Annotated in this window: 20 protein-coding genes; 7 read left to right on the top strand and 13 right to left on the bottom strand. The window is 72.7% G+C overall.

What is annotated here, in order from left to right:
• Positions 1–95: 95 nt before the first annotated feature.
• Entirely contained in the window at positions 96–563 is a 468-nt protein-coding gene (locus GFH48_RS29685) for an ATP-binding protein (RefSeq protein ID WP_322747008.1), read from the top strand.
• Between the two features lie 142 nt (positions 564–705).
• Here the strand turns inward: GFH48_RS29685 and pip are convergent, their stop codons facing one another.
• Together pip and GFH48_RS29675 are read right to left on the bottom strand one after the other, a co-directional pair.
• Positions 706–1,668: a prolyl aminopeptidase gene (gene pip / locus GFH48_RS29680; RefSeq protein ID WP_153291172.1), complete on the bottom strand. Its 963-nt coding sequence runs from the start codon at positions 1,666–1,668 to the stop codon at positions 706–708.
• A gap of 9 nt (positions 1,669–1,677) precedes the next feature.
• Entirely contained in the window at positions 1,678–2,520 is an 843-nt protein-coding gene (locus tag GFH48_RS29675) for a uracil-DNA glycosylase (RefSeq protein WP_228121022.1), read from the bottom strand.
• Between the two features lie 121 nt (positions 2,521–2,641).
• On the opposite strand from GFH48_RS29675, the gene GFH48_RS29670 reads away from it, so the two are divergent.
• Positions 2,642–3,154, top strand: a complete 513-nt coding sequence (locus tag GFH48_RS29670; protein WP_153291171.1) for an RNA-binding S4 domain-containing protein — start codon at positions 2,642–2,644, stop codon at positions 3,152–3,154.
• 287 nt (positions 3,155–3,441) lie between these two features.
• Here the strand turns inward: GFH48_RS29670 and GFH48_RS29665 are convergent, their stop codons facing one another.
• Positions 3,442–3,885, bottom strand: a complete 444-nt coding sequence (locus GFH48_RS29665; RefSeq protein WP_153291170.1) for a DoxX family protein — start codon at positions 3,883–3,885, stop codon at positions 3,442–3,444.
• A gap of 89 nt (positions 3,886–3,974) precedes the next feature.
• Positions 3,975–4,961, bottom strand: coding sequence for an acyltransferase domain-containing protein (locus tag GFH48_RS29660; protein ID WP_153291169.1), 987 nt, complete (start codon positions 4,959–4,961; stop codon positions 3,975–3,977).
• Between the two features lie 100 nt (positions 4,962–5,061).
• Here GFH48_RS29660 and GFH48_RS29655 point away from each other — a divergent pair, with 100 nt between their 5' ends.
• Positions 5,062–5,325: a DUF6343 family protein gene (locus GFH48_RS29655; RefSeq protein ID WP_153291168.1), complete on the top strand. Its 264-nt coding sequence runs from the start codon at positions 5,062–5,064 to the stop codon at positions 5,323–5,325.
• Between the two features lie 237 nt (positions 5,326–5,562).
• Here GFH48_RS29655 and GFH48_RS29650 read toward each other — a convergent pair whose 3' ends face one another.
• The 3 genes from GFH48_RS29650 to GFH48_RS29640 form a co-directional block, all read right to left on the bottom strand.
• Positions 5,563–5,943, bottom strand: coding sequence for a tetratricopeptide repeat protein (locus GFH48_RS29650; protein ID WP_153291167.1), 381 nt, complete (start codon positions 5,941–5,943; stop codon positions 5,563–5,565).
• Between the two features lie 50 nt (positions 5,944–5,993).
• Positions 5,994–6,602, bottom strand: a complete 609-nt coding sequence (gene coaE, locus GFH48_RS29645; RefSeq protein WP_153291166.1) for a dephospho-CoA kinase — start codon at positions 6,600–6,602, stop codon at positions 5,994–5,996.
• 286 nt (positions 6,603–6,888) lie between these two features.
• Positions 6,889–7,827 carry a PAC2 family protein gene (locus GFH48_RS29640; RefSeq protein ID WP_153291165.1) on the bottom strand — a complete coding sequence of 313 codons (939 nt, stop codon included), beginning with the start codon at positions 7,825–7,827 and terminating at the stop codon, positions 6,889–6,891.
• 800 nt (positions 7,828–8,627) lie between these two features.
• Here GFH48_RS29640 and GFH48_RS29635 point away from each other — a divergent pair.
• Entirely contained in the window at positions 8,628–9,590 is a 963-nt protein-coding gene (locus GFH48_RS29635; RefSeq protein WP_153291164.1) for a right-handed parallel beta-helix repeat-containing protein, read from the top strand.
• 92 nt (positions 9,591–9,682) lie between these two features.
• Here the strand turns inward: GFH48_RS29635 and rpsA are convergent, their stop codons facing one another.
• Complete coding sequence (rpsA, locus tag GFH48_RS29630; RefSeq protein ID WP_153291163.1) at positions 9,683–11,182, bottom strand: 30S ribosomal protein S1; 1,500 nt, start codon at positions 11,180–11,182, stop codon at positions 9,683–9,685.
• A gap of 335 nt (positions 11,183–11,517) precedes the next feature.
• Between rpsA and GFH48_RS29625 the strand changes: the two genes are divergently transcribed.
• Both GFH48_RS29625 and GFH48_RS29620 read left to right on the top strand, forming a co-directional pair.
• On the top strand, positions 11,518–12,387 hold the full coding sequence (locus GFH48_RS29625; protein WP_153291162.1) for a class I SAM-dependent methyltransferase: 870 nt from the start codon (positions 11,518–11,520) through the stop codon (positions 12,385–12,387).
• Between the two features lie 145 nt (positions 12,388–12,532).
• A complete protein-coding gene (locus GFH48_RS29620) occupies positions 12,533–15,193 on the top strand; it encodes an ATP-dependent RNA helicase (protein ID WP_153291161.1) in 2,661 nt (886 codons plus the stop codon).
• Here the strand turns inward: GFH48_RS29620 and GFH48_RS29615 are convergent.
• The 3 genes from GFH48_RS29615 to GFH48_RS29605 all read right to left on the bottom strand — a co-directional run bounded on the left by GFH48_RS29615 (position 15,183) and on the right by GFH48_RS29605 (position 18,316).
• Entirely contained in the window at positions 15,183–16,175 is a 993-nt protein-coding gene (locus tag GFH48_RS29615) for a DUF3068 domain-containing protein (RefSeq protein ID WP_153291160.1), read from the bottom strand. The two genes, GFH48_RS29620 and GFH48_RS29615, sit on opposite strands and share 11 nt — an antisense overlap.
• Before the next feature lie 21 nt (positions 16,176–16,196).
• A complete protein-coding gene (locus tag GFH48_RS29610) occupies positions 16,197–16,331 on the bottom strand; it encodes an SPW_0924 family protein (protein ID WP_153291159.1) in 135 nt (44 codons plus the stop codon).
• Positions 16,332–16,558: 227 nt separating this feature from the next.
• Positions 16,559–18,316, bottom strand: coding sequence for a lytic transglycosylase domain-containing protein (locus tag GFH48_RS29605; protein WP_153291158.1), 1,758 nt, complete (start codon positions 18,314–18,316; stop codon positions 16,559–16,561).
• Positions 18,317–18,571: 255 nt separating this feature from the next.
• Here GFH48_RS29605 and GFH48_RS29600 point away from each other — a divergent pair, with 255 nt between their 5' ends.
• Positions 18,572–19,426 carry a DUF4184 family protein gene (locus GFH48_RS29600; protein WP_153291157.1) on the top strand — a complete coding sequence of 285 codons (855 nt, stop codon included), beginning with the start codon at positions 18,572–18,574 and terminating at the stop codon, positions 19,424–19,426.
• On the opposite strand, the gene GFH48_RS29595 is transcribed toward GFH48_RS29600, so the two are convergent.
• Both GFH48_RS29595 and polA read right to left on the bottom strand, forming a co-directional pair.
• Positions 19,347–20,192: a hypothetical protein gene (locus GFH48_RS29595; RefSeq protein WP_153291156.1), complete on the bottom strand. Its 846-nt coding sequence runs from the start codon at positions 20,190–20,192 to the stop codon at positions 19,347–19,349. The two genes, GFH48_RS29600 and GFH48_RS29595, sit on opposite strands and share 80 nt — an antisense overlap.
• Before the next feature lie 701 nt (positions 20,193–20,893).
• Positions 20,894–23,620 carry a DNA polymerase I gene (polA, locus tag GFH48_RS29590; protein WP_153291155.1) on the bottom strand — a complete coding sequence of 909 codons (2,727 nt, stop codon included), beginning with the start codon at positions 23,618–23,620 and terminating at the stop codon, positions 20,894–20,896.
• Positions 23,621–23,731: the final 111 nt, after the last annotated feature.

The following is a 23,731-nucleotide window of genomic DNA, read 5'->3' as shown; positions in this document are numbered from 1 at the left end:
TCCGCGTACAACCGCACCGCCGGCCACGTACAACGGACGGCGGTCAGCGCGTCATGCCTGTTCAACGCTACGCACACGCCGCGACCGTTACCCCCATGAAGCCCGTGACTCCCCCACAAGGGCATATGCCGCAACGCCTCGCGCCCGCACGTGAGTTCGCCATGCGGTTCACGTCGACCCCACGCGGCGCACGGCTCGCCCGCCGTCTCGTCTCCCACCGCCTGAACGAATGGGGCCACCCGTACACCTCGCCCGCCAACGAGACCGTCACCCTCATCGCGGCGGAACTCACCGCGAACGCGGTCCGGCACGGCCACGTCCCCGGCCGCGACTTCCACCTCAGCCTCACCGGGACCGGGGGCGCCCTACGGATCGAGGTCACCGACACCCTTACCGAGAGGCTCCCCGTCCCGGGACCACAGGCGCCGGACGGCGAGTCCGGCCGCGGCCTGCTCCTCGTCGACGCCCTCGCCCACGACTGGGGACTCGCCCCGCGCCCCGCCGCACCCGGAAAAACGGTGTGGGCCGAGGTACGCCTCCCCCCGCCGGCGGACACGCCCTGAACACGTCACGCGGAGGCCTCTCACGGAACGCGCCCGCGCCCCCCTCTCGCCCAGGTACCGGAGGGCCGGGGGCGCGCGACGGAAGCACGGCCGGCGCAGGGTGCGCGGTGAACGAGGGAACCTGGGCGAGGGGGGAAGCCGGTCAGCGGAGGGCGTACCTGTCCGTCGCCGCCACCAGCGCGTCCACCACCCCGGTCGCTCCCATGGTGTGCCCCACGTCGTCCACGACGACCAACTCGCTGTCGGGCCAGGCCCGGTGGAGCCGCCAGACGACGCCCAGCAGGTTCCCGAAGTCGAGACTGCCCTGGACGAGCGTGCCGGGGATCCCCTTCAGCAGAGGAGCGTCCCGGAGCACCACGCCCTCGTCGTTCCCCTCCCCCAGGAAGTGGTCACTGCCGAAGTAGTGCGTGACGGTGCGCGCGAACCCCATACGGAACTCCGCGTCCTCGTACCGTGGCACGGATCGCGGCGGCGCCGGCGCGATCGCCGTCTCCCAGTCGGTCCAGGCGCGCGCCGCCCGTGCCCGCACCTCGGCGTCCGGCGATTCGAGCAGCCGGCTGTAGGCGGCCGCGAGATTCCCCCGGCGCTCGCCCTCGGGCAGTTCGGCGAGGAACCGCTCGAAGGCCTCGGGGAAGATCGTGCCGAGGCCCCGGGTCAGCAGGGCCACTTCGGGGTTCGAGCCGGTGGCCACCGCGGTCAGCACCAGCTCGGAGACGACGTCCGGACACGTCTGCGCGTAACGCAGTCCGAGCACCGAGCCCCAGGACACCCCCCACACCAGCCAGCGTTCGATGCCCAGACGGCGTCGCAGCAGTTCCAGGTCCCCGATCACGTGTGCGGTCGTGTTGACGCTCATGTCGGTGCCGTGGGCGCTCGCGTGCGGGGTGGAGCGTCCGCAGCCGCGCTGGTCGAGCAGCACGATCCGGTACTTGGCGGGGTCGCAATAGCGCCGGAACGAGGGGCCGCAGCCGGAGCCCGGGCCGCCGTGCAGCATGAGCGCAGGCTTCCCGTCCGGGTTTCCGCAGACCTCCCAGTGGACGCGGTTGCCGTCCCCGACGTCGAGCATTCCGTGGTCGTACGGTTCGATCTCCGGATACAGGCCCATCGGAGGAGGCTAGCCGCCCTGCGGCCGCGTCGTCAGCCCCGCCGCCGAGGCCGCCGTGCGCAGCACCTCCCGCAGCATGGCGGGGGTCAGCCGTCCCGTGAACGTGTTCCGCTGGCTGACGTGGAAGCAGCCGAAGACGTCGAGCGGCGTGGGCGACGTGAGGGTGACCCGGGCTCCGTGCGCGAACGCCGGGCGGGGCCGCGGCACCTCCCAGCCCGCCCGGGCGAAGGCGGGCAGCGCGGCCTGCCAGCCGAAGGCGCCGAGAACGACGACCGCGCGGAGGGAGGGCCGCAGCAGTTCCAGTTCGCGCACCAGCCAGGGCCGGCAGGTGTCGCGCTCCTCGGGGGTGGGCTTGTTGGCGGGCGGGGCGCAGCGCACGGGCGAGGTGATCCGTACGCCGCGCAGGGTCAGCCCGTCGTCCGCGCTGACGGCCGTTTCCCGCGAGGCCAGTCCCACCTCGTGCAGCGCCGCGTAGAGCACGTCTCCCGAGCGGTCCCCCGTGAACATGCGGCCGGTGCGGTTGGCGCCGTGCGCGGCCGGCGCGAGACCGACGATCAGCAGCGACGCGTCGGCCGGGCCGAAGCCCGGGACCGGGCGGCCCCAGTACGTCTGGTCGGCGAAGGCGGCACGTCGGGTGCGGGCCACTTCCTCGCGCCACTCCACCAGCCGCGGACAGGCCCGGCACCCCGCGATGCGTCCGTCCAGTTCCGCCAGGTCCGCCACGTCCGCCGCGGCGGCGGGATCGGGCGGGCCCGCGGGACCCGCCGGACCCCTGATGCCCGTGCGACCCGTGCCGCCTGTTCGATCTGCGGAACCCGTGAGATCGCCGCTGTCCATCGGGCCTCTGTCCATGACCCCCACCGTACGACCGGGACCCCACCGTGCGACCGGGAGGCCCCACCGGCCGCCGCCCCGCGTGGGTCGGCGTGACGGAAATGCGGCCCGGCCCGGCGACGTCTTCTAGAGTCGGGGCATGGCTTCTGAGGGTGCGGACGTCGAACGGGACGACGAGAAGAAGAGCGCGGACGACGGGACAACGGCTTCCGGCGACACGGTGGCTGCCGGCGACACGGTGGCTGCCGCCGTCGCCGCGCGCCCGGCGGGCGGCGAGAGCGTGCGCGTCGACAGCTGGATCTGGTCCGTACGTCTGGTCAAGACCCGCTCGACGGGCGCGACCGCGTGCAGGGGCGGTCATGTCCGGGTGAACGGCGAGCGCGTCAAACCCGCGTACGCGGTGCGCGTGGGCGACGAGGTCCGCCTGCGGCACGGGGGCCGGGAGCGGATCGTCGTGGTGAAGCGGGTGATCCGCAAGCGGGTCAGGCCGCCCGTCGCGGCCGAGTGCTACGTGGACAACAGCCCGCCGCCCCCGCCGCGCGAGGCCGTCGCCCCGGCCGGGGTCCGCGACCGGGGCGCGGGGCGCCCGACCAAGCGCGACCGTCGCGAGCTGGAGCGCCTCCGGGGCCTCGGTGGTCCCGAGGCCCCCTGACACCACGCCGTCACGGGTCGGCGGCAGACCGGCACGGGTCGGCACCAGGCCGTCACGGGTCGGCACCAGGCCGTCACGGGTCCCCGGCCCCGGAGACCTGGCCCCCGAGACCCTGCGGACCGGGCCTCCGGAGGCCTTGGCCCGGCGGCTCCGCGACGGCCGTCCCGGTCACCCGTGACCGGTCACCGATCACCGGTCACCGGTCGCGCTCGTGACCGGCCCCCGTCCCCGACGCGGTAGAGGGGCTCTCCGTCACCGCCGGAGAGCCCCTCGACCCCGTACAGCGCTCACGCCCGGCGTCGTACCAGCCGGACCAGCTCGGCATTGTGACTCCTGCGTGCCCACGCGATCAGCGCGAGCGGCAGGATCAGGACGAGCGGGGTCGCCACGTACGGTCCGTGCACCACCGTGACGTTGACGATGAAGGCGCCGACCATCAGCGCGCTGAGCGCCACCGCCGCCACCGAGGACAGCAGCGGGATCAACAGGGCCACGCCACCGGCGAGTTCGAGCGTGCCGATGATGTACATGCCCGCGCTGCCCCAGCCGAGCTTGTCGAAGGACTCGGCCGCCGACGGGTGCGCGATGAGCTTGGGCAGGGCGCTCGCGAACGCGTAGAAGAGACCGAGGACGATCTGCAGGGCGCTCAGCGCGATCCGCGGAGCCCGGCCGCGCGGGGTGCGGGAGCGCGACGCGGTGGCCGGGGTGGCGGGGACGGTGGTCTCGGACATGGGGTCTCCTGTGCGAAGCGGTACGAGGTGCTGTCGCAGGGATAGACCGGACGGGCATCGGGAACTCATCGCCAGCACCCGGGGCGGTTCTACAGCGCGAACCAGCCGTGTCCGACGTACCAGTGCCCGCCGTCCCGCAGATGGTCCCCCACCGCCCGCTCCACGGCACTCCGCCTCGGCAGGTCACGGGTCGGCAGCTCGGGGTCGCCGAAGACGAACCCGACCGGCACCCCGTCGTCCGGGGTCGTCTCCTGGTAGGCGACGCGGAAACGTTCCTGGAAGCGCATGATGTTCGAGTCCGCCGGCAGATACCGCCCGAGCTGCGGATCCAGCAGCCAGGAGTGGCACTCCGCCACCTCGTAGCGCTCGTCGGGGTAGTGCCGGGCGAAGAACTCCCGCGCCAGGGCGAGCGACCGCTCACAGGCGGCGGGCGACAGCGGCCCGCGGAAGTCGGCTATGTGCACGCTCAGACAGGGATCGCCCGGTCCTGAGCCGAGGCCCGCCGCCGCGACCGCACGGCCGGTGCGCCGGCCGAGCCGGGCCCGCTGGAACTGCAGCCGCCCCAGCTGGAACAGCTCGCCGTGGAAGTGCAGGGCGATCCACCAGGGGAAGAGCAGACCCGCCGTGCCGAGCCGTCTGCGATGGACCGCCACATGCCGCCCGAGGTCGGCGAGGGTGCGCCGGGACACGTCGTCGGGGATACCGCGAGCGTGGTGGTAGGCACGGACGTACGGGAGCGCCGCGACGAAGACGTAAAGGTGGAAGCAGCGCCCGAGGGGTCCCGTCGAGGCGGGGAACGCGGGCGGTTCCCATCCCCTGCCGATCTCCCCCATGTCCCGTACGAACCGGGCGACGCACCGCGTGAGCAGCGTCATCGCCTCCGGGTCCGCGGCGAGCCGGGAGCGCAGTGCGACGAACTCGTTGACGTGTTCGTGGGCCACGGACAGGTCGAGCAGGATGTCCGCCAGCTCGTCCGCGTCGGGAAGCACCGCCTCCGCCCGGGGCGCGCCCTCGCCCTCCAGGTCCCGCAGCCACTCGGCGAGCCTCGCGTCCGCCCGCAGCGCCTCCAGCAGCACTGTCGCCTCCCCCGTCGGTCCGGCCTTCGTCCCTTTGGTGAACGTGCACGACGAGAGTACGTTTTCGAGTAGGAACGGCGGTCCGGGAACGGTGATCCCGATGCGTACAGGCAGTGAACCGACGACAGCGCGCAGTGCTCTGCGGATGCGCTTCTGGCTGAGTGCCTGGGGCCTGGCGTGGGCGGTCTTCGGGACGGCCGCGTTCGCGCTGGCCGGACGGCCCGGGTGGGCCGCCGCCTGCGGCGTGCTGTGGCTGGTGGCCACCGTGGACATGACCATGATCCTGTGGCACATCCACCAGGGCCCGCACTACCAGCCCAGCCGTGACATCCCGCCGTACCGGCCGCCGGAGCACCATCCCTAGGCCCCTGCGGACGCCCTGTCCGCCGTCCATGGCCACGGCGGCCATCCGTACGGGCCCCGGCGCCCCCTGAGCCCCGGCGGGCTGCCGTGGGCCTCAGGTCGCCACCCGTGGGTCCGGTGCAGGGGTTCGCGAGGGCCGACGGATCGCGGGATCCCCGCGTACCGGCGGATCTCAGGGTGCCGCGTCCCGGCCACCCCGGACCGGTCCCGGGAGCGCGTGGCTCGCGGTCGCGGCGGCCTAGGAGTCGAAACGCGCGGCTTCCAGGTACTGCGGTTTCGGATCGAGTGCCGCCGCCAGTCTGAAGTGCCGCTTGGCCTGCTCGGGGCGGAGCTGGCGCTCATAGGTGCGGGCGAGCGCGAAATGCGCGAACGCGTTGTCCGGCTCGCGCTCCAGCACGATGGTGAACTCCAGCTCGGCGGGCCGCAGTTGCGCGGCGGCGAAGAAGGCACGCGCGCGCAGCAGCCGGGCCGCGGTGTTCTCCGGATGCGCGGCGATCACCGGGTCGAGCAGCTTCACCGCGCCCCGCGGGTCACGCGCGGCAAGCAGCTGCTCGGCGGCACGGAAGTCGATGACATGCGTCTCCGGAGTACGTCCGGTCGGTCCGCTGGTCTCGGGCACGGCTCAGTCCTTCCCTCACTTCACGGGTTCAACGCCCCGGACGAGGGCCGCTATTCCTCGCGAGCGTGCGCCCGGCGCACGAGATCCGCCCATACCTCCCCCACGCGCCGCTTCAGCTGCTCCAGGGGTACGTCGTTGTCGATGACGACATCGGCGATCGCGAGACGCTGCTCGCGGGTGGCCTGGGCGGCCATGCGGGCGCGGGCGTCCTCCTCGGTCATGCCGCGCAGCCGCACCAGCCGGTCGAGCTGGGTCCCGGGAGCGGCGTCCACGACGATCACGAGGTCGTACAGCCCTCCGAGGGCGTTCTCGGCGAGGAGGGGCACGTCGTGGACCACCACGGCGTCGGGCGGGGCGGCGCTCTCCAGGGCGCGGGATCGGGCCCCCACCAGAGGGTGCACGATCGAGTTCAGGACCGCGAGTCTCCCGGGGTCGGCGAAGACGATCGAGCCCAGTCCGGGGCGGTCCAGGCCGCCGTCCGGTGCGAGCACCTCCGTGCCGAAGGCCTCGACCACGGCCGCGAGCCCGGGAGTTCCGGGTTCGACGACCTCCCGCGCGATACGGTCCGCGTCGACCAGGACCGCGCCGTGCTCGACGAGGAGCCGCGACACCTCGCTCTTGCCGGCGCCGATACCGCCGGTCAGGCCCACCTTCAACATGCCGGAAAGACTAGGGCCTGCCCCAGGCGGACACCGGCGCGGCCCCCATCCGTCGAAGCGGCGCCCGGCCCGCGACGGCGCCGCGGCCGACCGGGCACGGTCCCCCGGCCGTGTCGGCCCTGACGCCGGGCCGTCGCGCTCAGCGTGTCGGACGTGGCGCGGGCCGTGGGCCCCGACCGTGCCGGACGTGGCCCACGGCCGTGTCCGACGTGGCGCCGGGCCGTGTCGGGCCCTTCCCACCGGGCGGGCGCGGCCCGGCGATCCGGTGCGAGGGGCCGGACACGGCCTACGAGTCGCCTTCGCGCTCCGCGAGGAATCGCTCGAACTCCAGCCCGATCTCGTCCGCCGACGGAATCTCCACCGGCTCCGCGAGCATGTTGCCCCGCGTCTCCGAGCCCGCCGCGGCGTCGTACTGGTGCTCAAGTCCCTGGACGAGGGAGACGAGTTCCTCGTCGCCCTCCTGGACCTGCCGGTCGATCTCCGTCTGGGTGCGGTGCGCCTCGTTGCGCAGCGAGTGCGCGATGCCGGGGAGCACCAGTCCCGTCGCGCCCGTGATGGCCTCCAGGACCGTCAGCGCGGCGTCCGGGTACGGGGAACGGGCGATGTAGTGCGGAACGTGCGCGGCGACGCCCAGCACGTCGTGCCCGGCCTCCATGAGGCGGTACTCGACGAGGGCCTCGGCGCTGCCCGGCACCTGCGCCTCGTCGAAGGGGCTGCGGTGACCGGGCACCAGGTCGGTGCGGTTGCCGTGCGGGGTGAGGCCCACGGGACGGGTGTGCGGAACGCCCATGGGGATGCCGTGGAAGTTCACCGCGAGCCGGACGCCGAGCCGCTCCACGATCTGCTGGACGGCGGCGGCGAAGCGCTCCCACTCGACGTCCGGCTCGGGGCCGGACAGCAACAGGAACGGCGCGCCTGTCGCGTCCTGGACGAGCCGCACGTCGAGCGCGGGCTCGTCGTAGTCGGTCCACCGGTCGTGCTTGAACGTCAGCAGCGGGCGGCGCGCCCGGTAGTCCACCAGCCGGTCGTGGTCGAATCGGGCCACGACCTGGTGGGGCAGCGAGTCGAGCAGCCGGTCGACGATCTGGTCGCCCGTCTCACCCGCGTCGATGTATCCGTCGAAGTGGTAGAGCATGACCAGTCCGGCCGACTCCTGGGCGAGCGCCATGTCCACCACGGCCAGGCCCTTCGGCTCCCATGCGTACAAACCCTGCGGATCAAGCACTGTGACCGCTCCTCCTCGTGTCCGTACTCGACAACAGGGCACCGAGCGCGGGCATTCCCGTCCCGCGCGCCGCGTCCCTGCCGCGTCTCCACCGCCGCCTCGTCGTTTCGTCCCGTCCGCCACGAGCGGCCGGGGGTGCCCCGCGGTGACGGGACCGCGGGTGCCGGCCGCGCGCACGCCACACGCCGGTGCGGGGACAGCACGCGCGCGTGGGGCGTCGCGTGGAACGTTACGACGCCGGCGCACGCGTGTGGAGCGCGGCGCTCGGTCCGGCGGGCCGCCGCCTCGGTGTCCCCGTCCGTGTTCGTGAACACCGCGACGGGGACGCCGAGCCCGGACGCGGAGGCGGGTCCGACGATGCCCCCGTCCACGACCACGACCTTCGCGGCACCCCTCCCGGTAGGCGTGAACTCGCCCGACTTCGGTGCGCGGGAGGGCTGTTCAGGCCGAGCGACCCGCACGGCGGGCGCGAGAACGAGGGCTCCCCCGGTGACGAGTCACCGTGCCCGCACCGCCGGTCCGACCGGTGGTGCGCGGGAACGCGCGCCGGCTCGGCGCACTCGATCGCTCCCGTGTCGCCACGCCGTCGGCCCCCCTCTCGCTCGCGAGTGACCCGGAGACCCCGGCAACAGCCGGCCGGGGCGGCGCGGTTGCTCGCGGATCCGCCACCTCTCCCTCCTCGCACACCGGCCAGGTACGGACCTTGACGCGGACCCAAGGCCCCCTTACGTTCATATAGGCGCCCAGAGTTCATGTACAGGAACACTCTTCTTGCGAACCGACGGGAAGGTCACCCCCACATGCGTATCCGACGCACGCTTCTCCTCCCCCTGCTCGGCGCGACCCTGGTCACGGGCGGGGTGCTGGCGTCAGCGCCCACCGCGGCCGCGGCCCAGACCATCGAGGTCGCCACGGCCGCGCAGCTGAAGTCGGCGCTCACCTCCGCCGCGCCCGGCGACACCATCCACCTCGCCGACGGCACGTACACCGGCAACTTCAAGACGACGACGGCCGCGAGCTCCGGCTCCCGCATCACCCTCACCGGCTCCTCGAAGGCCGTCCTCACTGCGGGTGGCGGCTACGGGCTGCACCTCAACGGCGCCTCGTACTGGACGGTCCGGGGCATCACCGTCACCGGCGGCCAGAAGGGCATCATGATCGACTCGGCGAAGGGCGTCGTGGTCGACACGGTCACCGTCCACGGCCTCGACATGGAGGGCGTCCACTTCCGCAACTCCAGCACGGACGGCGTGATCAGGAACTCGAGGATCTACGACACCGGCAACGACGGCCGCGGCATGGGCGAGGGCGTCTATGTCGGCACGGCCGGCGGGACCTCGGACAAGAGCGACCGCGTCGAGATCACCGGCAACACGATCGGCCCGGACGTGGGCGGCGAGAACGTCGACATCAAGGAGGGCACCACGGGTGCGCGCATCACCGGCAACACCTTCGACGGCAGCGGTCTGACCGGTGCCAACTTCGACGACTCCTGGGTCGACGTGAAGGGCAACGGCGTCCTCGTCGAGAACAACAAGGGCACGGCCACCACGAACGACGGCTACGAGACCCACACCCAGCAGTCCGGCTGGGGCTGCGGCACGGTGTTCCGCGGCAACACCTCCGACCTGCGGGGCGCGTCGGGCGACAAGCAGCTGGCGGTCAACGTCACGAACTACAGCGCCTCGTGCAGGACCACCGTGTACGCGTCGAACACGGTGACGGGCGGCAAGGGGCTCACCAACATCACCGTGACCCCCTGACCCGACCGGGAACAACGGCCCCCCATGGAAGTGGGCCCGCACCGAATCGGTGCGGGCCCACTTCTTTCAGCTACTGCCTAGCGGGGAGCCTTTCAGCTCTGGCCGCCGGCGAGCTTCTCGCGGAGGGCAGCCAGGGCCTCGTCCGACGCCAGGGCGCCGGAGGTGTCGTCCGACTCCGAGGAGTACGAACCGCCACCGGAGGCGGCCGGAGCCGCGCTGGAGGTGCTGGCACCCTCGGCCTCGGCCTGAGCGTCCGCCTCGCGGGACTTGATGACCTGGGCCTGGTGCTGCTCGAAGCGCGTCTGCGCCTCGGCGTACTGCGTCTCCCACACCTCACGCTGGGACTCGAAGCCCTCGAGCCAGTCGTTGGTCTCGGGGTCGAAGCCCTCGGGGTAGATGTAGTTGCCCTGGTCGTCGTAGGACGCCGCCATGCCGTACAGGGTCGGGTCGAAGTCGACCGACGCCGGGTCGGCACCGAAGGCCTCGTTGGCCTGCTTCAGCGAGAGGCTGATGCGACGGCGCTCGAGGTCGATGTCGATGACCTTGACGAAGATCTCGTCGTTGACCTGGACGACCTGCTCCGGAATCTCCACGTGGCGCTCGGCCAGCTCGGAGATGTGGACCAGACCCTCGATGCCCTCGTCCACGCGGACGAACGCACCGAACGGAACGAGCTTGGTGACCTTACCCGGGACGACCTGACCGATCTGGTGCGTCCGGGCGAACTGCTGCCACGGGTCTTCCTGCGTCGCCTTGAGCGACAGGGAGACACGCTCGCGGTCCATGTCGACGTCGAGGACCTCGACGGTGACTTCCTGGCCGACCTCGACAACCTCGGAGGGGTGGTCGATGTGCTTCCAGGAGAGCTCGGAGACGTGCACCAGACCGTCGACGCCACCCAGGTCCACGAAGGCACCGAAGTTGACGATCGAGGAGACGACGCCGGAGCGGACCTGACCCTTCTGGAGGGTGGTGAGGAACGTCTGGCGAACCTCGGACTGGGTCTGCTCCAGCCAGGCACGGCGGGACAGGACCACGTTGTTGCGGTTCTTGTCCAGCTCGATGATCTTGGCCTCGAGCTCCTTGCCCACATAGGGCTGGAGGTCGCGGACACGGCGCATCTCGACGAGGGAAGCCGGCAGGAAGCCACGGAGGCCGATGTCGAGGATGAGACCACCCTTGACGACCTCGATGACGGTACCGGTGACGATGCCGTCCTCTTCCTTGATCTTCTCGATGGTGCCCCAGGCGCGCTCGTACTGGGCGCGCTTCTTCGAGAGGATCAGGCGGCCTTCCTTGTCCTCCTTCTGGAGAACAAGGGCTTCGATCTCGTCACCGACGGCGACGACCTCGTTCGGGTCGACGTCGTGCTTGATCGAGAGCTCGCGGCTCGGGATGACACCTTCGGTCTTGTAACCGATGTCGAGCAGGACCTCGTCCCGGTCGACCTTCACGATGACGCCGTCGACGATGTCGCCGTCGTTGAAGTACTTGATCGTCTCGTCGATCGCGGCGAGGAAAGCTTCCTCGTTACCGATGTCGTTGACCGCTACCTGCGGCGTGGTAGAGGTGGTCTCGGTGCTGCTCGTCATGTGGGAAAGGGCTCCGGTACGGACAGAGAGTCGTAGGTACTGCTTACGCCGGGAGCCCGTTTCGCTCTGCAGAAGGCCGGACAGCCAAGGAAGCGCCGGACCGGACCGTGTTCTACCGAACACCACCGGTGGCGCCTCGAAAACCGAGGGGACATACATACAGATGCGAGCGCAGCCTGCTACGTCTGAGGAGCGCAGGCCCGCAGCGCAACTTGTAGCATACGGGGGCAGCCGGGCAGGGTCAATGCGCGAAGGCGCACACCCGGGGCGGATCGCCGCAATCCCGGCACAAGACCTGTCCCAAGAGGCCACGCGGGCCCTCATCGGCCCCTGCCGTGACACTCCCGGGGCGGGTCGAGGGGACGAGCCCGCAGATTAATACGAGGGAGCCGATCATCCAAGAGCCCGAACCGTTCGAACCCGGAGCCACCCGGCGCGACGCGGACGTCACGGAGAGTTCCCGTGCCAATCGCAGCTGGTGGGACCGGAACGCGGACGACTATCAGACAGAGCACGGCACGTTCCTCGGGGACGACCGATTCGTGTGGGGGCCCGAGGGTCTCGACGAGGTGGAGGCCGAACTGCTCGGCCCGCCGGAGGACCTCAAGGGGAAGGACGTCCTGGAGATCGGAGCCGGCGCGGCCCAGTGCTCACGCTGGCTGGCGGCCCAGGGCGCCCGCCCGGTCGCCCTGGACCTCTCCCACCGCCAGCTCCAGCACGCGCTGCGCATCGGCGGCGGGGTGCCGCTGGTGGAGGCCGACGCGGGCGCGCTGCCGTTCGCGGACGGCTCCTTCGACCTCGCGTGCTCCGCGTACGGGGCGCTGCCGTTCGTCGCCGACCCGGTGCGGGTGCTGCGCGACGTGCACCGCGTCCTGCGTCCCGGCGGCCGCTTCGTCTTCTCCGTGACGCATCCGGTCCGCTGGGCCTTCCCGGACGAACCCGGTCCGGAGGGACTGTCGGTCTCCGCCTCCTACTTCGACCGCACTCCCTACGTCGAGCAGGACGACGAGGGCCGCGCGCTGTACGTCGAACACCACAGGACGGTGGGCGACCGAGTGCGTGACGTGGTGGCCGGGGGCTTCCGGCTCGTGGACCTCGTCGAACCGCAGTGGCCCGCCTGGAACACCCAGGAGTGGGGCGGCTGGTCCCCGTTGCGCGGGAACCTGATCCCGGGGACCGCGATCTTCGTGTGCCTGCGGGACTGAGACCGCCCCCGCCCGTCCCGCCCCTCTCGCCCCTCTTGTCCGGGTCTCCCGTCTCCCCCGTCGCCTCCCCACCTCGCCGCGCGCGGTCGTACGCGCGAGGAGGCGTGTTTGACGCCCGTGAGAGACCTCGTACGAGACTGGGGGCGTGATCCGTACCGACGCCCTCGACCGGCTGCCCGTCCGTTCCGCCGTGCCCGCGCTGCGCGACGCCCTGGAGGAGCACGGTGCGGCGGTGCTGTGCGCGCCGCCGGGCACCGGCAAGACGACGCTCGTGCCACTGGTTCTCGCCGGGCTCGTCGGACGGGGCCCGGCACGCCGGGTGCTGGTCGCCGAACCACGGCGGATCGCGGCCCGGGCCGCGGCCCGGCGGATGGCGTGGCTGCTCGGCGAGCAGGTCGGCGCGAGCGTGGGTTACACGGTGCGCGGGGAGCGTGTCGTGGGGCCACGCGCGCGCGTGGAGGTCGTCACCACGGGAGTGCTCCTGCAACGGCTGCAGCGGGACCAGGAGCTCGCGGGCGTCGACGTGGTGATTCTCGACGAGTGCCACGAACGGCATCTGGACGCCGACACGGTGGCCGCCTTCCTCCTGGACGTCCGGGCCGCGCTCCGCCCCGAACTGCGGCTCGTGGCCGCGTCCGCCACGACCGACGCCGAGGGCTGGGCCCGGCTGCTGGGCGGGGCGCCCGTCGTCGAGGCGCGGGGGATCTCATATCCGGTGGAGGTGGTCTGGGCGCCTCCGGCACGGCCCGTGCGTCCGCCGCACGGCATGCGGGTCGATCCCGCTCTGCTCGCACACGTGGTGGCGGTGGTGCGGCGGGCGCTGGCCGAGTGCGACGGGGACGTGCTGTGCTTCCTGCCCGGCGTGGGGGAGATCGCACGGGTCGCCGGACAGCTCGGGCACCTCGGCGGGACCGACGTGCTCCAGGTGCACGGACGGGCGCCCGCGGCGGTGCAGGACGCGGTGCTGGCCCCGGGTACCGGGCGCCGGGTGGTCCTGGCCACCTCCGTCGCGGAGTCGTCGCTGACGGTTCCCGGGGTGCGGGTGGTCGTGGACTCGGGGCTCGCGCGCGAACCCCGGGTGGACCACGCGCGCGGGCTGAGCGCGCTGACGACCGTGCGGGCCGCGCAGGCCGCCGGCCGGCAGCGGGCGGGACGGGCCGGCCGTGAGGCGCCGGGACGGGTGTACCGCTGCTGGTCCGAGGCGGAGGACGCCCGCCTCCCGCGTTTTCCCGCACCGGAGATCAAGGTGGCCGACCTCACGGCGTTCGCCCTGCAGGCGGCCTGCTGGGGCGACCCGGACGCGGCGGGACTGGCACTCCTGGACCCGCCGCCGGGTGGCGCGATGGCGGCGGCGCGCTCCGTCCTGACGGCGGTGGGTGCCGTGGACCCGGCGGGCCGCGCCACGCGGCGGGGTGTCCGCATGTCCCGGCTGGGCCTGCACCCGCGGCTGGCCCGGGCCCTGCTGGACGCGGCCGCCGAGGTCGGCGCGGACCGGGCGGCCGAGGTGGTCGCCCTGCTGAGCGAGGAGCCGCCGCGGGAGTACGGGGACGATCTGGCGGCGGCCTGGCGGGCGGCCCGGCGCGGCGGTGACGCCTACGCGGCGCGCTGGCGCACCGAGGCGCGCCGGCTGCGTTCGGCCACCAGGGCCGGCACGGACGCCGTCGGGAAGGCGCCGGCGAACCCGCCGTCGGGCATGAACCCGCCGTCGGACATACCGGAGGGCCTGTCGTCCGCCCCGCCGTCGCCGCCCGTCCGCGGCGCGTCCGCACACGGTGTGGACGCGGGTGCCGCGCACGGGGGCGGCGGGGACGCGGGCGGCCGGGCCGGGCCCGGGGACGACCGGGTCGCCGGACTGGTCGCCGCCCTCGCGTTCCCCGAGCGCCTCGCACGGGCGCAGGGCGGCTCGTACCTGATGGTGAACGGGACCCGCGCCGACGTCGGCGACGGCTCCGCCCTGCGGGACGCGCCCTGGCTGGCCGTCGCCGTGGCCGACCGTCCCGTCGGCGCCGGGCACGCGCGCGTGCGGCTCGGGGCGGTGGTGGACGAGGGGACGGCCCGGCGCGCCGCCGCGAGCTTCGCCACCGGCGGCGAGGAGGTCCACTGGTCCGAGGGCGATGTCGTCGCACGGCGGGTCGAGCGGCTCGGCGCGCTGGAGCTGGCGGTGCGCCCGCTCACGAACGCCGCCCCCGGGCTCGTACGCGAGGCGCTGCTGGAGGGGCTGCGGGCGGACGGGCTCGGGCTGCTGCGGTGGTCCCCGGACGCCGAGGCGCTGCGCCGGCGGCTCGCCTTCCTGCGGCTGCGTGTCGGCGCTCCCTGGCCCGACGTCGGCGACGACGGGCTCCACGCGCGCGTGGACGAGTGGCTGGAGCCGGAACTGAGCCGCGCGCGGCGGCGGGCCGATCTGGCCCGCATCGACGCCGGGCAGGCACTGGCCCGGCTGCTGCCCTGGGCCACCGGTGAGGCCGCCCGGCTGGACGAGCTCGCGCCCGAGCGGATCGAGGTGCCCAGCGGGTCCAGGATCCGGGTCGACTACGGCAATCCCGAACAGCCCGTCCTCGCCGTCAAGTTGCAGGAGATGTTCGGCCTCCACGAGTCACCCGCCGTGGCCGGGGTGCCCGTCCTCGTCCATCTGCTGTCGCCCGCCGGGCGGCCCGCGGCGGTCACCGCCGACCTCGCCTCCTTCTGGAAGGACGGTTACCGGGCGGTGCGGGCCGAACTGCGCGGCCGTTACCCGAAGCATCCGTGGCCCGAGGACCCGGCGTCCGCCGAGCCGACCCGCCATACGAACGCGCGGCTCAGGCGCTGACCGGTTCGGGCCGTGCCGCGCGGGTGGGCGTGGGATCGTCCGGGCGCCGGCCGCGTGCCTCCAGGTAGAGGGAGAGGGACAGCAGGGCCGCGCCCAGGAGCAGCAGGCCCCAGGGGAGGTAGGAGGTCATCACGAGGACCAGGGTGCGGTTCGACTTGACCAGGGCGACGGTGTGTTCGATGTAGTCCTCGCGCATCTTCACGTGCCCGGAGAAGGCGGTCACCTTGGCGCGGCCGCCGAGCAGTGTGCCGCCGCGCAGTTCCTCCTTGTGGATCTCCTCGCCGTAGACCGGCGCGCCGGTGACCGGTTCGACCCAGAACCTGCGGACGGTCGTGTACCAGCGTGTCGTACCGGTCTTGGCGACGGACCGCGCGGTGATCCCCTGGACGGGCATGACCTTGGGGAACGCGACCTTCGTCCAGGGGATCGTCTGCTCGAAGTAGTAGACCGCGACGCCGCGGAAGGTCCGGGTGCCCTCGTAGTGGATGGGGGCCGAGGTGCGGGTCTGCGCGTCGAAGTACTCGTAGTCCCGCTTCTCCGTCCGGAAGGGCCACTTGAACTCGATGCCGTCGCGCCGGACGGGGTCGCCGTCGACCGACTCGCCGGTCGCGTGGACGGGTTCCTGGGTGTGGGCGTCGAAGATGTAGCGCTCGGGGAGCTTGGAGACCATCTTCCCGTCGGGGCCCTGCACATAGGAGAGGGAGTCCCAGACGACGACGTCGCGGCCCGCCGTCCGCTCGATCCGGTCGGAGGCCTCGACGTTGCCCCTGAGGGTCTGCACGACGGTGACCTCGGGGACCTTCTTCGCCTTCATGGTGGCGTAGTCGAGCAGGGTCGCGTCCTTCGCCTCCAGGACCATGTCCTGGTACTGGTTCGCGGGGATCTTCGCCACCCGCGGGAACACGTACCAGCGCAGCAGCGGGGACAGCGCCGCGCAGAACACGGCGAGGGCGAGCAGGATCAGGCTGGCCTTGCGGCGCATCTCGACGGCCCTCCCGGCTGGTCACGGATGCTTGGGGACGGTGGTGAGCAGCGGCTTCGGCGACGTCCCGCCGGCCGGTGAGCCCAGGGCGGTGATGGTGAACACCAGGGCCAGTGCCACGGCGAGACCGGTCGCGGCGGCGATGAGGGCACGCATACGGGGCCTCCCGGAAGCCTGGAGCTGATGCACCGTCAGGTCGGGCACGGTAGCAACGGGGGGCCGAGATGAGAACACGTCGCGCACACGACGAGGGCGCCCCTCCGCCGGAAGCGGAGGGGCGCCCTGGTGGCACGGGGGCCGCGGGTGGTCCTGGCGGGGACCACGGGGGCGTGGTGGGCGTGGTGGCCGTGCGGTCCCGGTGGGGACTGCGCGGCCGCGCCCGACTACGGCGTGGCCGAAGCGGACGGGGTGGCCGAGGAGGACGGCGTGGCCGGGTCGGACGGCGTGTCCGTGGCGGCCGGGGCCACCTTCAGCTCGACCGTCAGCGTCGCGCCGCCCGTCGTGGTGACGCGGAGCAGGAACGTGCCGGCCGTGTCGTCCGCGTACAGCTTGGGGAGCACGAGCGCGCCGTCCGCGTCGGTCGTGAGGTCCGTGAGGGTGCGGACCGTCTTGCCGTCCGCGTCCTTGAAGTACGGGCCCTTGTCGTTCTCGGTCGCGTCGTCCGCCGACTTCACGAGCGTGGCGGTGGCCGCGACCTTCCCCGCGACGGCACCCTTGTAGGTGGCCTTCAGCCGGACCTGGTCGGCGAACTCGCCGCCCGGTACGCAGGTCAGCTCGGTGTCGCCGGTGCGGGTCAGGGCGTCGGCCTGGCGCGCGGTGACCGTCGCCGCGTAGTCGAGGCCGCTCAGAGTGCGGCCCACGACGGTGGCGCGGACGGTGAACGCGCCGGTCTTCTCGCCCGCCACGAGCGCCGGCGCGGTCGCCGTGCCCTTGCTGTCGGTGACCACCGTGGCGACGCTCTCGCCGCCCGTGAAGGTGCTGTCCGTGTCGCCGACGATCAGGAACCGGACGCGGACCTTCGCGACCGCCTTGCCCGCCTTGGTCTCGGTGCGCACCGCGACCTTGGAGGCGAACGTCCGGCCCGCCGTCGCGGTGAGCTTCCCGGAGCCCGCGTCCTCCAGGTGGTCCACCGTCTCGGTGGGCGTGGGAGGCGTGGCGGGCGGCGAGGTCGAGGGGGAATCGGGCGTGGTGGGGTTCGAGGGGCTCGTCGAACCGCCGCCGCCGGGCTTGGTGGTGCTCGGCTTCGAGTCGGGCGTCGACGGCGTTGAGGGCGACGGGTCCGGGCTCGCCGTGGAGTCGCCGCTGCCGTGCGAAGGCAGGGTGCCCGTGCCGTCCGGCACCTCGTGGGTGCCCTTGCGGTAGTACTCCAGCCACGACAGCACCGTGTCGAGGTAGGCCGTCGAGTTGTTGTAGCCGAGGATCGCCGCGTTCATCTGCGCCTGCACGGACAGGTCACGCCCGGACCGGCACAGGTAGTGACCGGCCGCGAGTGCCGCGTCGTAGACGTTGTTGGGGTCCTTCTTGCCGTCGCCGTTGCCGTCGCGGCCCGCCCACGCCCAGGTGGAGGGGATGAACTGCATGGGGCCCACCGCGCGGTCGTACGCGCTGTCGCCGTCGTACGCGCCGTTGTCCGTGTCGGCGATCAGCGCGAAGCCGTTGCCGTCGAGCTTGGGACCGAGGATCGGCGAGAACGTCGTACCGTTCGCGTCGACCCGGCCGCCGCGCGCCTGCCCGGACTCGACCTTCCCGATGGCCGCGAGGAGTTGCCAGGGCAGATTGCACTCCGGCTTGGACGCGCGCAGCGAGGTCTCGGCCCGCTTGTAGGCGTCGAGCACCGTCGCCGGTATGCCGGCCTCGGCCTCGCCCACCGAGACGGGCGTCCCGATGGTCGGCGACGGGCTCGGATTGGGACTCTTCAGCGGCGGCAGGTCGGTGTAGTAGGGCGAGTTGCCGGTCGCGCCACCCTCACCGCCGAGGGCGCCGGCGCTCGCGTCGGCCGAGGGCTGGGCGCCGCTCGCCTGTCTGCCGAGGTCCTCGGTGGCCACTCCGGGTGCCTGGGAAGCGGACAGAGCCGCCACCGCTGCCGCGGCCACGGCGGTGGACGCCGCGCCCTTGCGCAGTCTGCCGAAATGCGCCGCCATTGAGTGAACCCCTCCCGTGGACGACCGTCCGCGCTCCGCGCGTTCGCCTGCACTGTGACGCAGGTGACCCTACGACAACTTCCGTCGCCCGGGCACCCGTTCGTGCCCGATTTTCACCGGTTGGCCATGTTCGATTGTCCGGTGGGACACCCACCCCGAGCGGGCCGTCCGGACCTTCTCACGCGTCTCTCATAATGGCCTCCGGTGATCACCGGAGACGATGCCTTCGAACGATGTCAGTCACAGGGGGACGTTTTGCCCTTCACCCTCAGCCACGCGGCGGCCGTACTGCCCGCCGTGCGCGGCGACGGAAGCGGCCGGAGCCGACTCGTGCCGGCGGTCCTGGTGGCCGGCTCGTTCGCTCCCGACATGACCTATTACGCGGCGAGCGTGCTACCCGGAGCGATGGAATTCGGCGAGTTCACCCACTCGTTCACCGGTGTCCTCACCTTCGACGTGCTCGTCGCCTGGGCCCTCGTGGGAGTCTGGCTGGTCCTGCGTGAGCCGTTGGTGGCCCTGCTGCCGCGGACCCGTCAGGGACGGCCCGCGGGGTTGCTGCGCTGCGGGACGGCCCGCCGCGAGCCCGGTGCGTCCCTGACGCTGTGGTGGTACGTGTCCGCGGTGCTCGGCGCGCTGACGCATGTCGTGTGGGACGCGTTCACGCATCACGACCGGTGGGGGGTGCGGCTGCTGCCCGCGCTGGGGCGGGACGTCGGGGGCACGCCCCTGTTCATGTACGCGCAGTACGGCACCTCGATGGCGGCGGCCGTGGTGATCGTGGTCTTCGTGGTCGTCGCGCTGCGCCGGACGCCTCCCGGCGATCCGGTGGGGGTACCCGTGCTGTCGCGTCCCGACCGGTGGTTCGCGGCGGCCGTGATCGGCGGCTGCGCGGTCGCCGCCGCCGGGCAGCGGGCCGCGCGCTGGTGGGCCTACCGGGGCTCTCGCGCGAAGCCTTGGGAACTGATCCCGACCCTGTGCTTCGGCGCGGGCGCGGGTCTCGTCCTCGGCCTCGCGCTGTACGCCGTCGCCGTCAGGGTGTGGCGTCCCGTTCCGGTCCTTCCCGGCCCGGCAGCCACGCGTACGGAGCCGAGCCGTACGGCACCTCGCTGACCCCGTCCCGCGCGGCCGGGCTCCGGACGGCGCCGCGCCCCTGACCCAGGCCGCGGTGGACGGCCCGGGCGATGCGCTCGATGGTGCGGGCCCCGTACGCCGTCGTCGGGTTGTCGTGCGAGAGGACGACGATGCGGCAGGTCCTGCCGGTGCTCGTGAACGCGCCGACGCTGTGCACCCGCCAGCCGTGCGCGGACCGGGGCAGCCGGCCGTTCTCCGGGTGCGCCCTCGGACCGCCCGGCGTGCCGGCGCGACTGCTCCGGCGCGACGCGCCGCGGAGGTGACCGAGCAGGTCCAGTCCGTGCACGCGGGCCTTCAGGAAGGAGCCCGAGCCGGCGACCATGTCCGGCAGGCGCAGCGCCGCGATGCCGTCCGCGACGGTGACCAGGGGGCTGAGGGTGGCGAGCTCCCACCGGTCCAGGGTGTGCCGGAGCCGCTCCGCCCCGCGCGGGGCGGCCCTCGTCGCCGCGGCCTCGGCGAAGCTCTCCGGGTCGTACTGGCACTCGCTCGCGAGGTCGCAGGTCGCCCCGGCGCCGTCGGCACGCACCGCCGGGGCGAAGGTGTCCCGGTGTGCGGCCGGTGCCGGCCCGACGTCACGGGACGCGGGCCCGGCGGGCCCGGCGGGATCGGGGGCGCGGCCGGGACGGCGGGCTTCGGGCGTCTGAGCGGTGCTCGCGTCCGCGGCCACCGCGGGCACCGGCGCGGACAGCGCGGGGGCGATGCCCGCGGGCAGGGCCGTGCGGCGGTGGAGTATGCGTATACCCATGCCCGCATCCTCGCGGTCCCCCTGCGCGGGGGGCGTCTTTGCGGGGGCCACGCGGGTGACGGGCTCTCCGAGGGATGAACGGGAGACGGCCGATCCCTGATCCCGGGGCGCTCGGCCTCCCTGTTTCCGGGGCTCGGCCACCCCTGGTCTCGCTGCTTCCGGGGTTTCGGGTCCCCGGTGTTTCCAGGCTTTCGGGTCCCCCGGTCCCCGGTCCGCCTGCTTCCGGGCACCCGGCTCCCGGCTTCTGGGCTCCCCGGCTCACGGCTCACGGCTCACCGCTCACCGCTCACCGCTCACCGCTCACCGCTCACCGCTCACGGCTCACGGCTCACGGCTCACGGCTCACGGCTCACGGGCAGGGTGCCGGATCCGGCACGGGGAGGCGGCTCCGGCATCGGGGCGGCTCCCGCACGGGAAGGCGGCTCCGGCGCAGGAAGCCGGGTTCCGGCGCGGGGCGACGGGGCGGTGCCGTCGCCCGTGGGCGCACCCGGTGTTTCAGCGGGTACCGGCAGCCACCCATCGGTTCCGGTCAAGGCCGGCCGGTTCGCCGCCGGAGGTCCTGGCTCACGGCGCCGACGTCGTGGCGGGGCATCCGGCCCGGCACCAGGTGGTACCGGGCCGTGGCCCGAGAACCCCGGGTTCCTGGAATCCCGAGGAACCCCGGGAACCCCCCGAGAGCCCTGATCCAGCCGGCGCCGCGACTAGTGCGCCGCCGATTCCCAGTCGGCTCCCGAGCCGACGGAGACGTCGAGCGGGGCCCGGAGCGCGACGGCCGACGCCATCTCGCGGCGGAGCAGCTCCTCGGTCTTCGCACGCTCACCCGGGGCGATCTCCAGGACGATTTCGTCGTGGACCTGGAGGAGCATGCGGGACTTCAGACCGGCCTCGCGCAGGGCCCGGTCGACGTTCAGCATCGCGATCTTGACGATGTCCGCGGCCGTGCCCTGGATCGGCGCGTTCAGTGCCATGCGCTCGGCCATCTCGCGACGCTGGCGGTTGTCGCTGTTCAGGTCGGGCAGATAACGGCGCCGCCCGAAGAGGGTCTCCGTGTAACCCGTGGCACGCGCCTCGTCCACGACCCGGCGCAGATAGTCCCGGACACCACCGAAGCGCTCGAAGTACGTGTCCATCAGGGCACGCGCCTCACCCGCCTCGATGTTCAGCTGCTGGGACAGGCCGAACGCCGACAGCCCGTACGCCAGGCCGTACGACATGGCCTTGATCTTGCGGCGCATCTCCGCGTCGACCGCCGAACGCTCGACCGAGAACACCTGGGACGCCACCGTCGTGTGCAGGTCCTCACCCGAGGTGAACGCCTCCAGCAGGCCCTCGTCCTCGGACAGGTGGGCCATCACCCGCAGTTCGATCTGGCTGTAGTCCGCGGTCATCAGCGACTCGAAGCCCTCGCCGACGACGAAGCCGCGGCGGATCGCGCGGCCCTCCTCCGTACGCACCGGGATGTTCTGCAGGTTCGGGTCCACCGACGACAGACGGCCCGTCGCGGCCACCGTCTGGTTGAACGTGGTGTGGATACGGTGGTCCGCGGCGATCGTCTTGATCAGGCCCTCGACGGTCACACGCAGCTTCGCCTGCTCGCGGTGGCGGAGCATGATGACGGGCAGCTCGTGGTCGGTCCGCGTGGCCAGCCAGGCCAGCGCGTCCGCGTCCGTCGTGTACCCCGTCTTCGTCTTCTTCGTCTTGGGCAGGTCGAGCTCCCCGAAGAAGACCTCCTGGAGCTGCTTGGGCGAGCCGAGGTTGAACTCGTGGCCCACGGAGGCGTGCGCCTCCTTCACCGCCTGCTGCACGGCGGCCCCGAACATCTGCTCCATGGCTTCCAGGTGCGCCCGGTCGGCCGCGATGCCGTACCGCTCCAACCGCGCCAGCAGCGCCGACGTGGGCAGCTCCATGTCCCGCAGCAGATCGGCCGCGCCGACCTCCGGCAGCTTCTCGTCGAACGCCTCGCCGAGGTCGAGGATCGTGCGGGCCTGCGCCATCAGCGCCTCGGCCTCGGCCCCGTCGTCCGCGCCGAAGGCCAGCTGCCCGTCGGCCGCGGCGGCCGGACCCAGCTCCCGCCCGAGGTACTCCAGCGACAGCGCGTCCAGAGCGAAGGAACGCCGGCCCGGCTTGACCAGATACGCGGCGAGCGCGGTGTCCATGGACACGCCCTCGACGCTCCAGCCGTGCTCGGCGAAGACCCGCATCACACCCTTGGCGTTGTGCAGCACCTTCGGCTTCGCGGGGTCGGCGACCCACCGCGCGAACGCGTTCTCGTCGGCCTCGTCCAGCTCCGAGGGGTCGAACCAGGCGGCGGCCCCCTCCGCCGCGGCGAGCGCGATCTCCGTCACCGAACCGGCGCCCAGCGCCCACGCGTCGACCGTGGCCAGACCCAGGACCGCGTCGCCGTGCTCGGCGAGCCACGGCTTCAGCTCGCCCGCGCCCAGCACCACACCGTCCAGCTCGACACCCGCGACGACCGGCGCCGCGGTCTCGGCCTCCTGCGCCCCCGGGTCGACGGCGAACAGCCGCTCCCGCAGCGAGGGGTTACGGATCTCCAGGGTGTCCAGGACCATCGACACGGCCGTACGGTCGTACGCCGCACGCTCCAGGTCGGTGACCGCCCCCGGCAGCTCCACGTCCTTCACCATCTCCGTGAGACGGCGGTTGAGGCGCACCGCATCCAGGTGGTCGCGGAGGTTCTGGCCGGCCTTGCCCTTCACCTCGTCGACGCGCTCGACCAGCTCCGCGAACGAACCGAACTGGTTGATCCACTTCGCGGCCGTCTTCTCACCGACACCCGGAATGCCCGGCAGGTTGTCCGACGGGTCACCGCGCAGCGCCGCGAAGTCCGGGTACTGCGCCGGCGTCAACCCGTACTTCTCGACGACCTTCTCCGGAGTGAACCGGGTCAGCTCGGAGACACCCTTCGTCGGATAGAGGACCGTCGTGTGCTCCGAGACCAGCTGGAAGGAGTCACGGTCACCGGTGACGATCAGGACCTCGAAGCCCTCGGCCTCGGCCTGCGTGGCGAGCGTGGCGATGATGTCGTCGGCCTCGAAGCCGTCCACCGCGAACCGCCGCGCGTGCATCGCGTCCAGCAGCTCACCGATCAGCTCGACCTGGCCCTTGAACTCGTCCGGGGTCTTCGACCGGTTCGCCTTGTACTCCGTGAACTCCTCGGAGCGCCAGGTCTTGCGTGAGACGTCGAACGCCACCGCGAAATGCGTGGGCGACTCGTCACGCAGCGTGTTCGCCAGCATCGACGCGAAACCGTAGATCGCGTTCGTCGGCTGGCCGCTCGCGGTCGTGAAATTCTCCGCGGGCAGCGCGAAGAACGCGCGGTACGCCAGCGAGTGCCCATCCATGAGCATCAGACGCGGACGGCTCGTACCTGCGGTCTTCTCGGTCTTCTTCGATGCTGTCTCTGCCACACCCCCGATCCTGCCACGCCCCACTGACAGCGCGGACCGTCCGCGACCGACCGCACGCATCACCACCGGCGCGTGCGAGGATCGAACAGGTACCGCACACAGGCACGCGAA

The organism is Streptomyces fagopyri, from assembly GCF_009498275.1.
Lineage (GTDB): Bacteria > Actinomycetota > Actinomycetes > Streptomycetales > Streptomycetaceae > Streptomyces > Streptomyces fagopyri.
This window is presented reverse-complemented; position numbering and strand designations above follow the sequence as displayed.

Bases quoted from the DNA above. Each gene is read 5' to 3' on its own strand.
- GFH48_RS29685 (WP_322747008.1), top strand. From the start codon at position 96: ATGAAGCCCGTGACTCCCCCACAAGGGCATATGCCGCAACGCCTCGCG.
- pip (WP_153291172.1), bottom strand. From the start codon at position 1,668: ATGGGCCTGTATCCGGAGATCGAACCGTACGACCACGGAATGCTCGAC.
- GFH48_RS29675 (WP_228121022.1), bottom strand. From the start codon at position 2,520: ATGGACAGAGGCCCGATGGACAGCGGCGATCTCACGGGTTCCGCAGAT.
- GFH48_RS29670 (WP_153291171.1), top strand. From the start codon at position 2,642: ATGGCTTCTGAGGGTGCGGACGTCGAACGGGACGACGAGAAGAAGAGC.
- GFH48_RS29665 (WP_153291170.1), bottom strand. From the start codon at position 3,885: ATGTCCGAGACCACCGTCCCCGCCACCCCGGCCACCGCGTCGCGCTCC.
- GFH48_RS29655 (WP_153291168.1), top strand. From the start codon at position 5,062: ATGCGTACAGGCAGTGAACCGACGACAGCGCGCAGTGCTCTGCGGATG.
- coaE (WP_153291166.1), bottom strand. From the start codon at position 6,602: ATGTTGAAGGTGGGCCTGACCGGCGGTATCGGCGCCGGCAAGAGCGAG.
- GFH48_RS29635 (WP_153291164.1), top strand. From the start codon at position 8,628: ATGCGTATCCGACGCACGCTTCTCCTCCCCCTGCTCGGCGCGACCCTG.
- rpsA (WP_153291163.1), bottom strand. From the start codon at position 11,182: ATGACGAGCAGCACCGAGACCACCTCTACCACGCCGCAGGTAGCGGTC.
- GFH48_RS29615 (WP_153291160.1), bottom strand. From the start codon at position 16,175: ATGCGCCGCAAGGCCAGCCTGATCCTGCTCGCCCTCGCCGTGTTCTGC.
- GFH48_RS29610 (WP_153291159.1), bottom strand. From the start codon at position 16,331: ATGCGTGCCCTCATCGCCGCCGCGACCGGTCTCGCCGTGGCACTGGCC.
- GFH48_RS29605 (WP_153291158.1), bottom strand. From the start codon at position 18,316: ATGGCGGCGCATTTCGGCAGACTGCGCAAGGGCGCGGCGTCCACCGCC.
- GFH48_RS29595 (WP_153291156.1), bottom strand. From the start codon at position 20,192: ATGGGTATACGCATACTCCACCGCCGCACGGCCCTGCCCGCGGGCATC.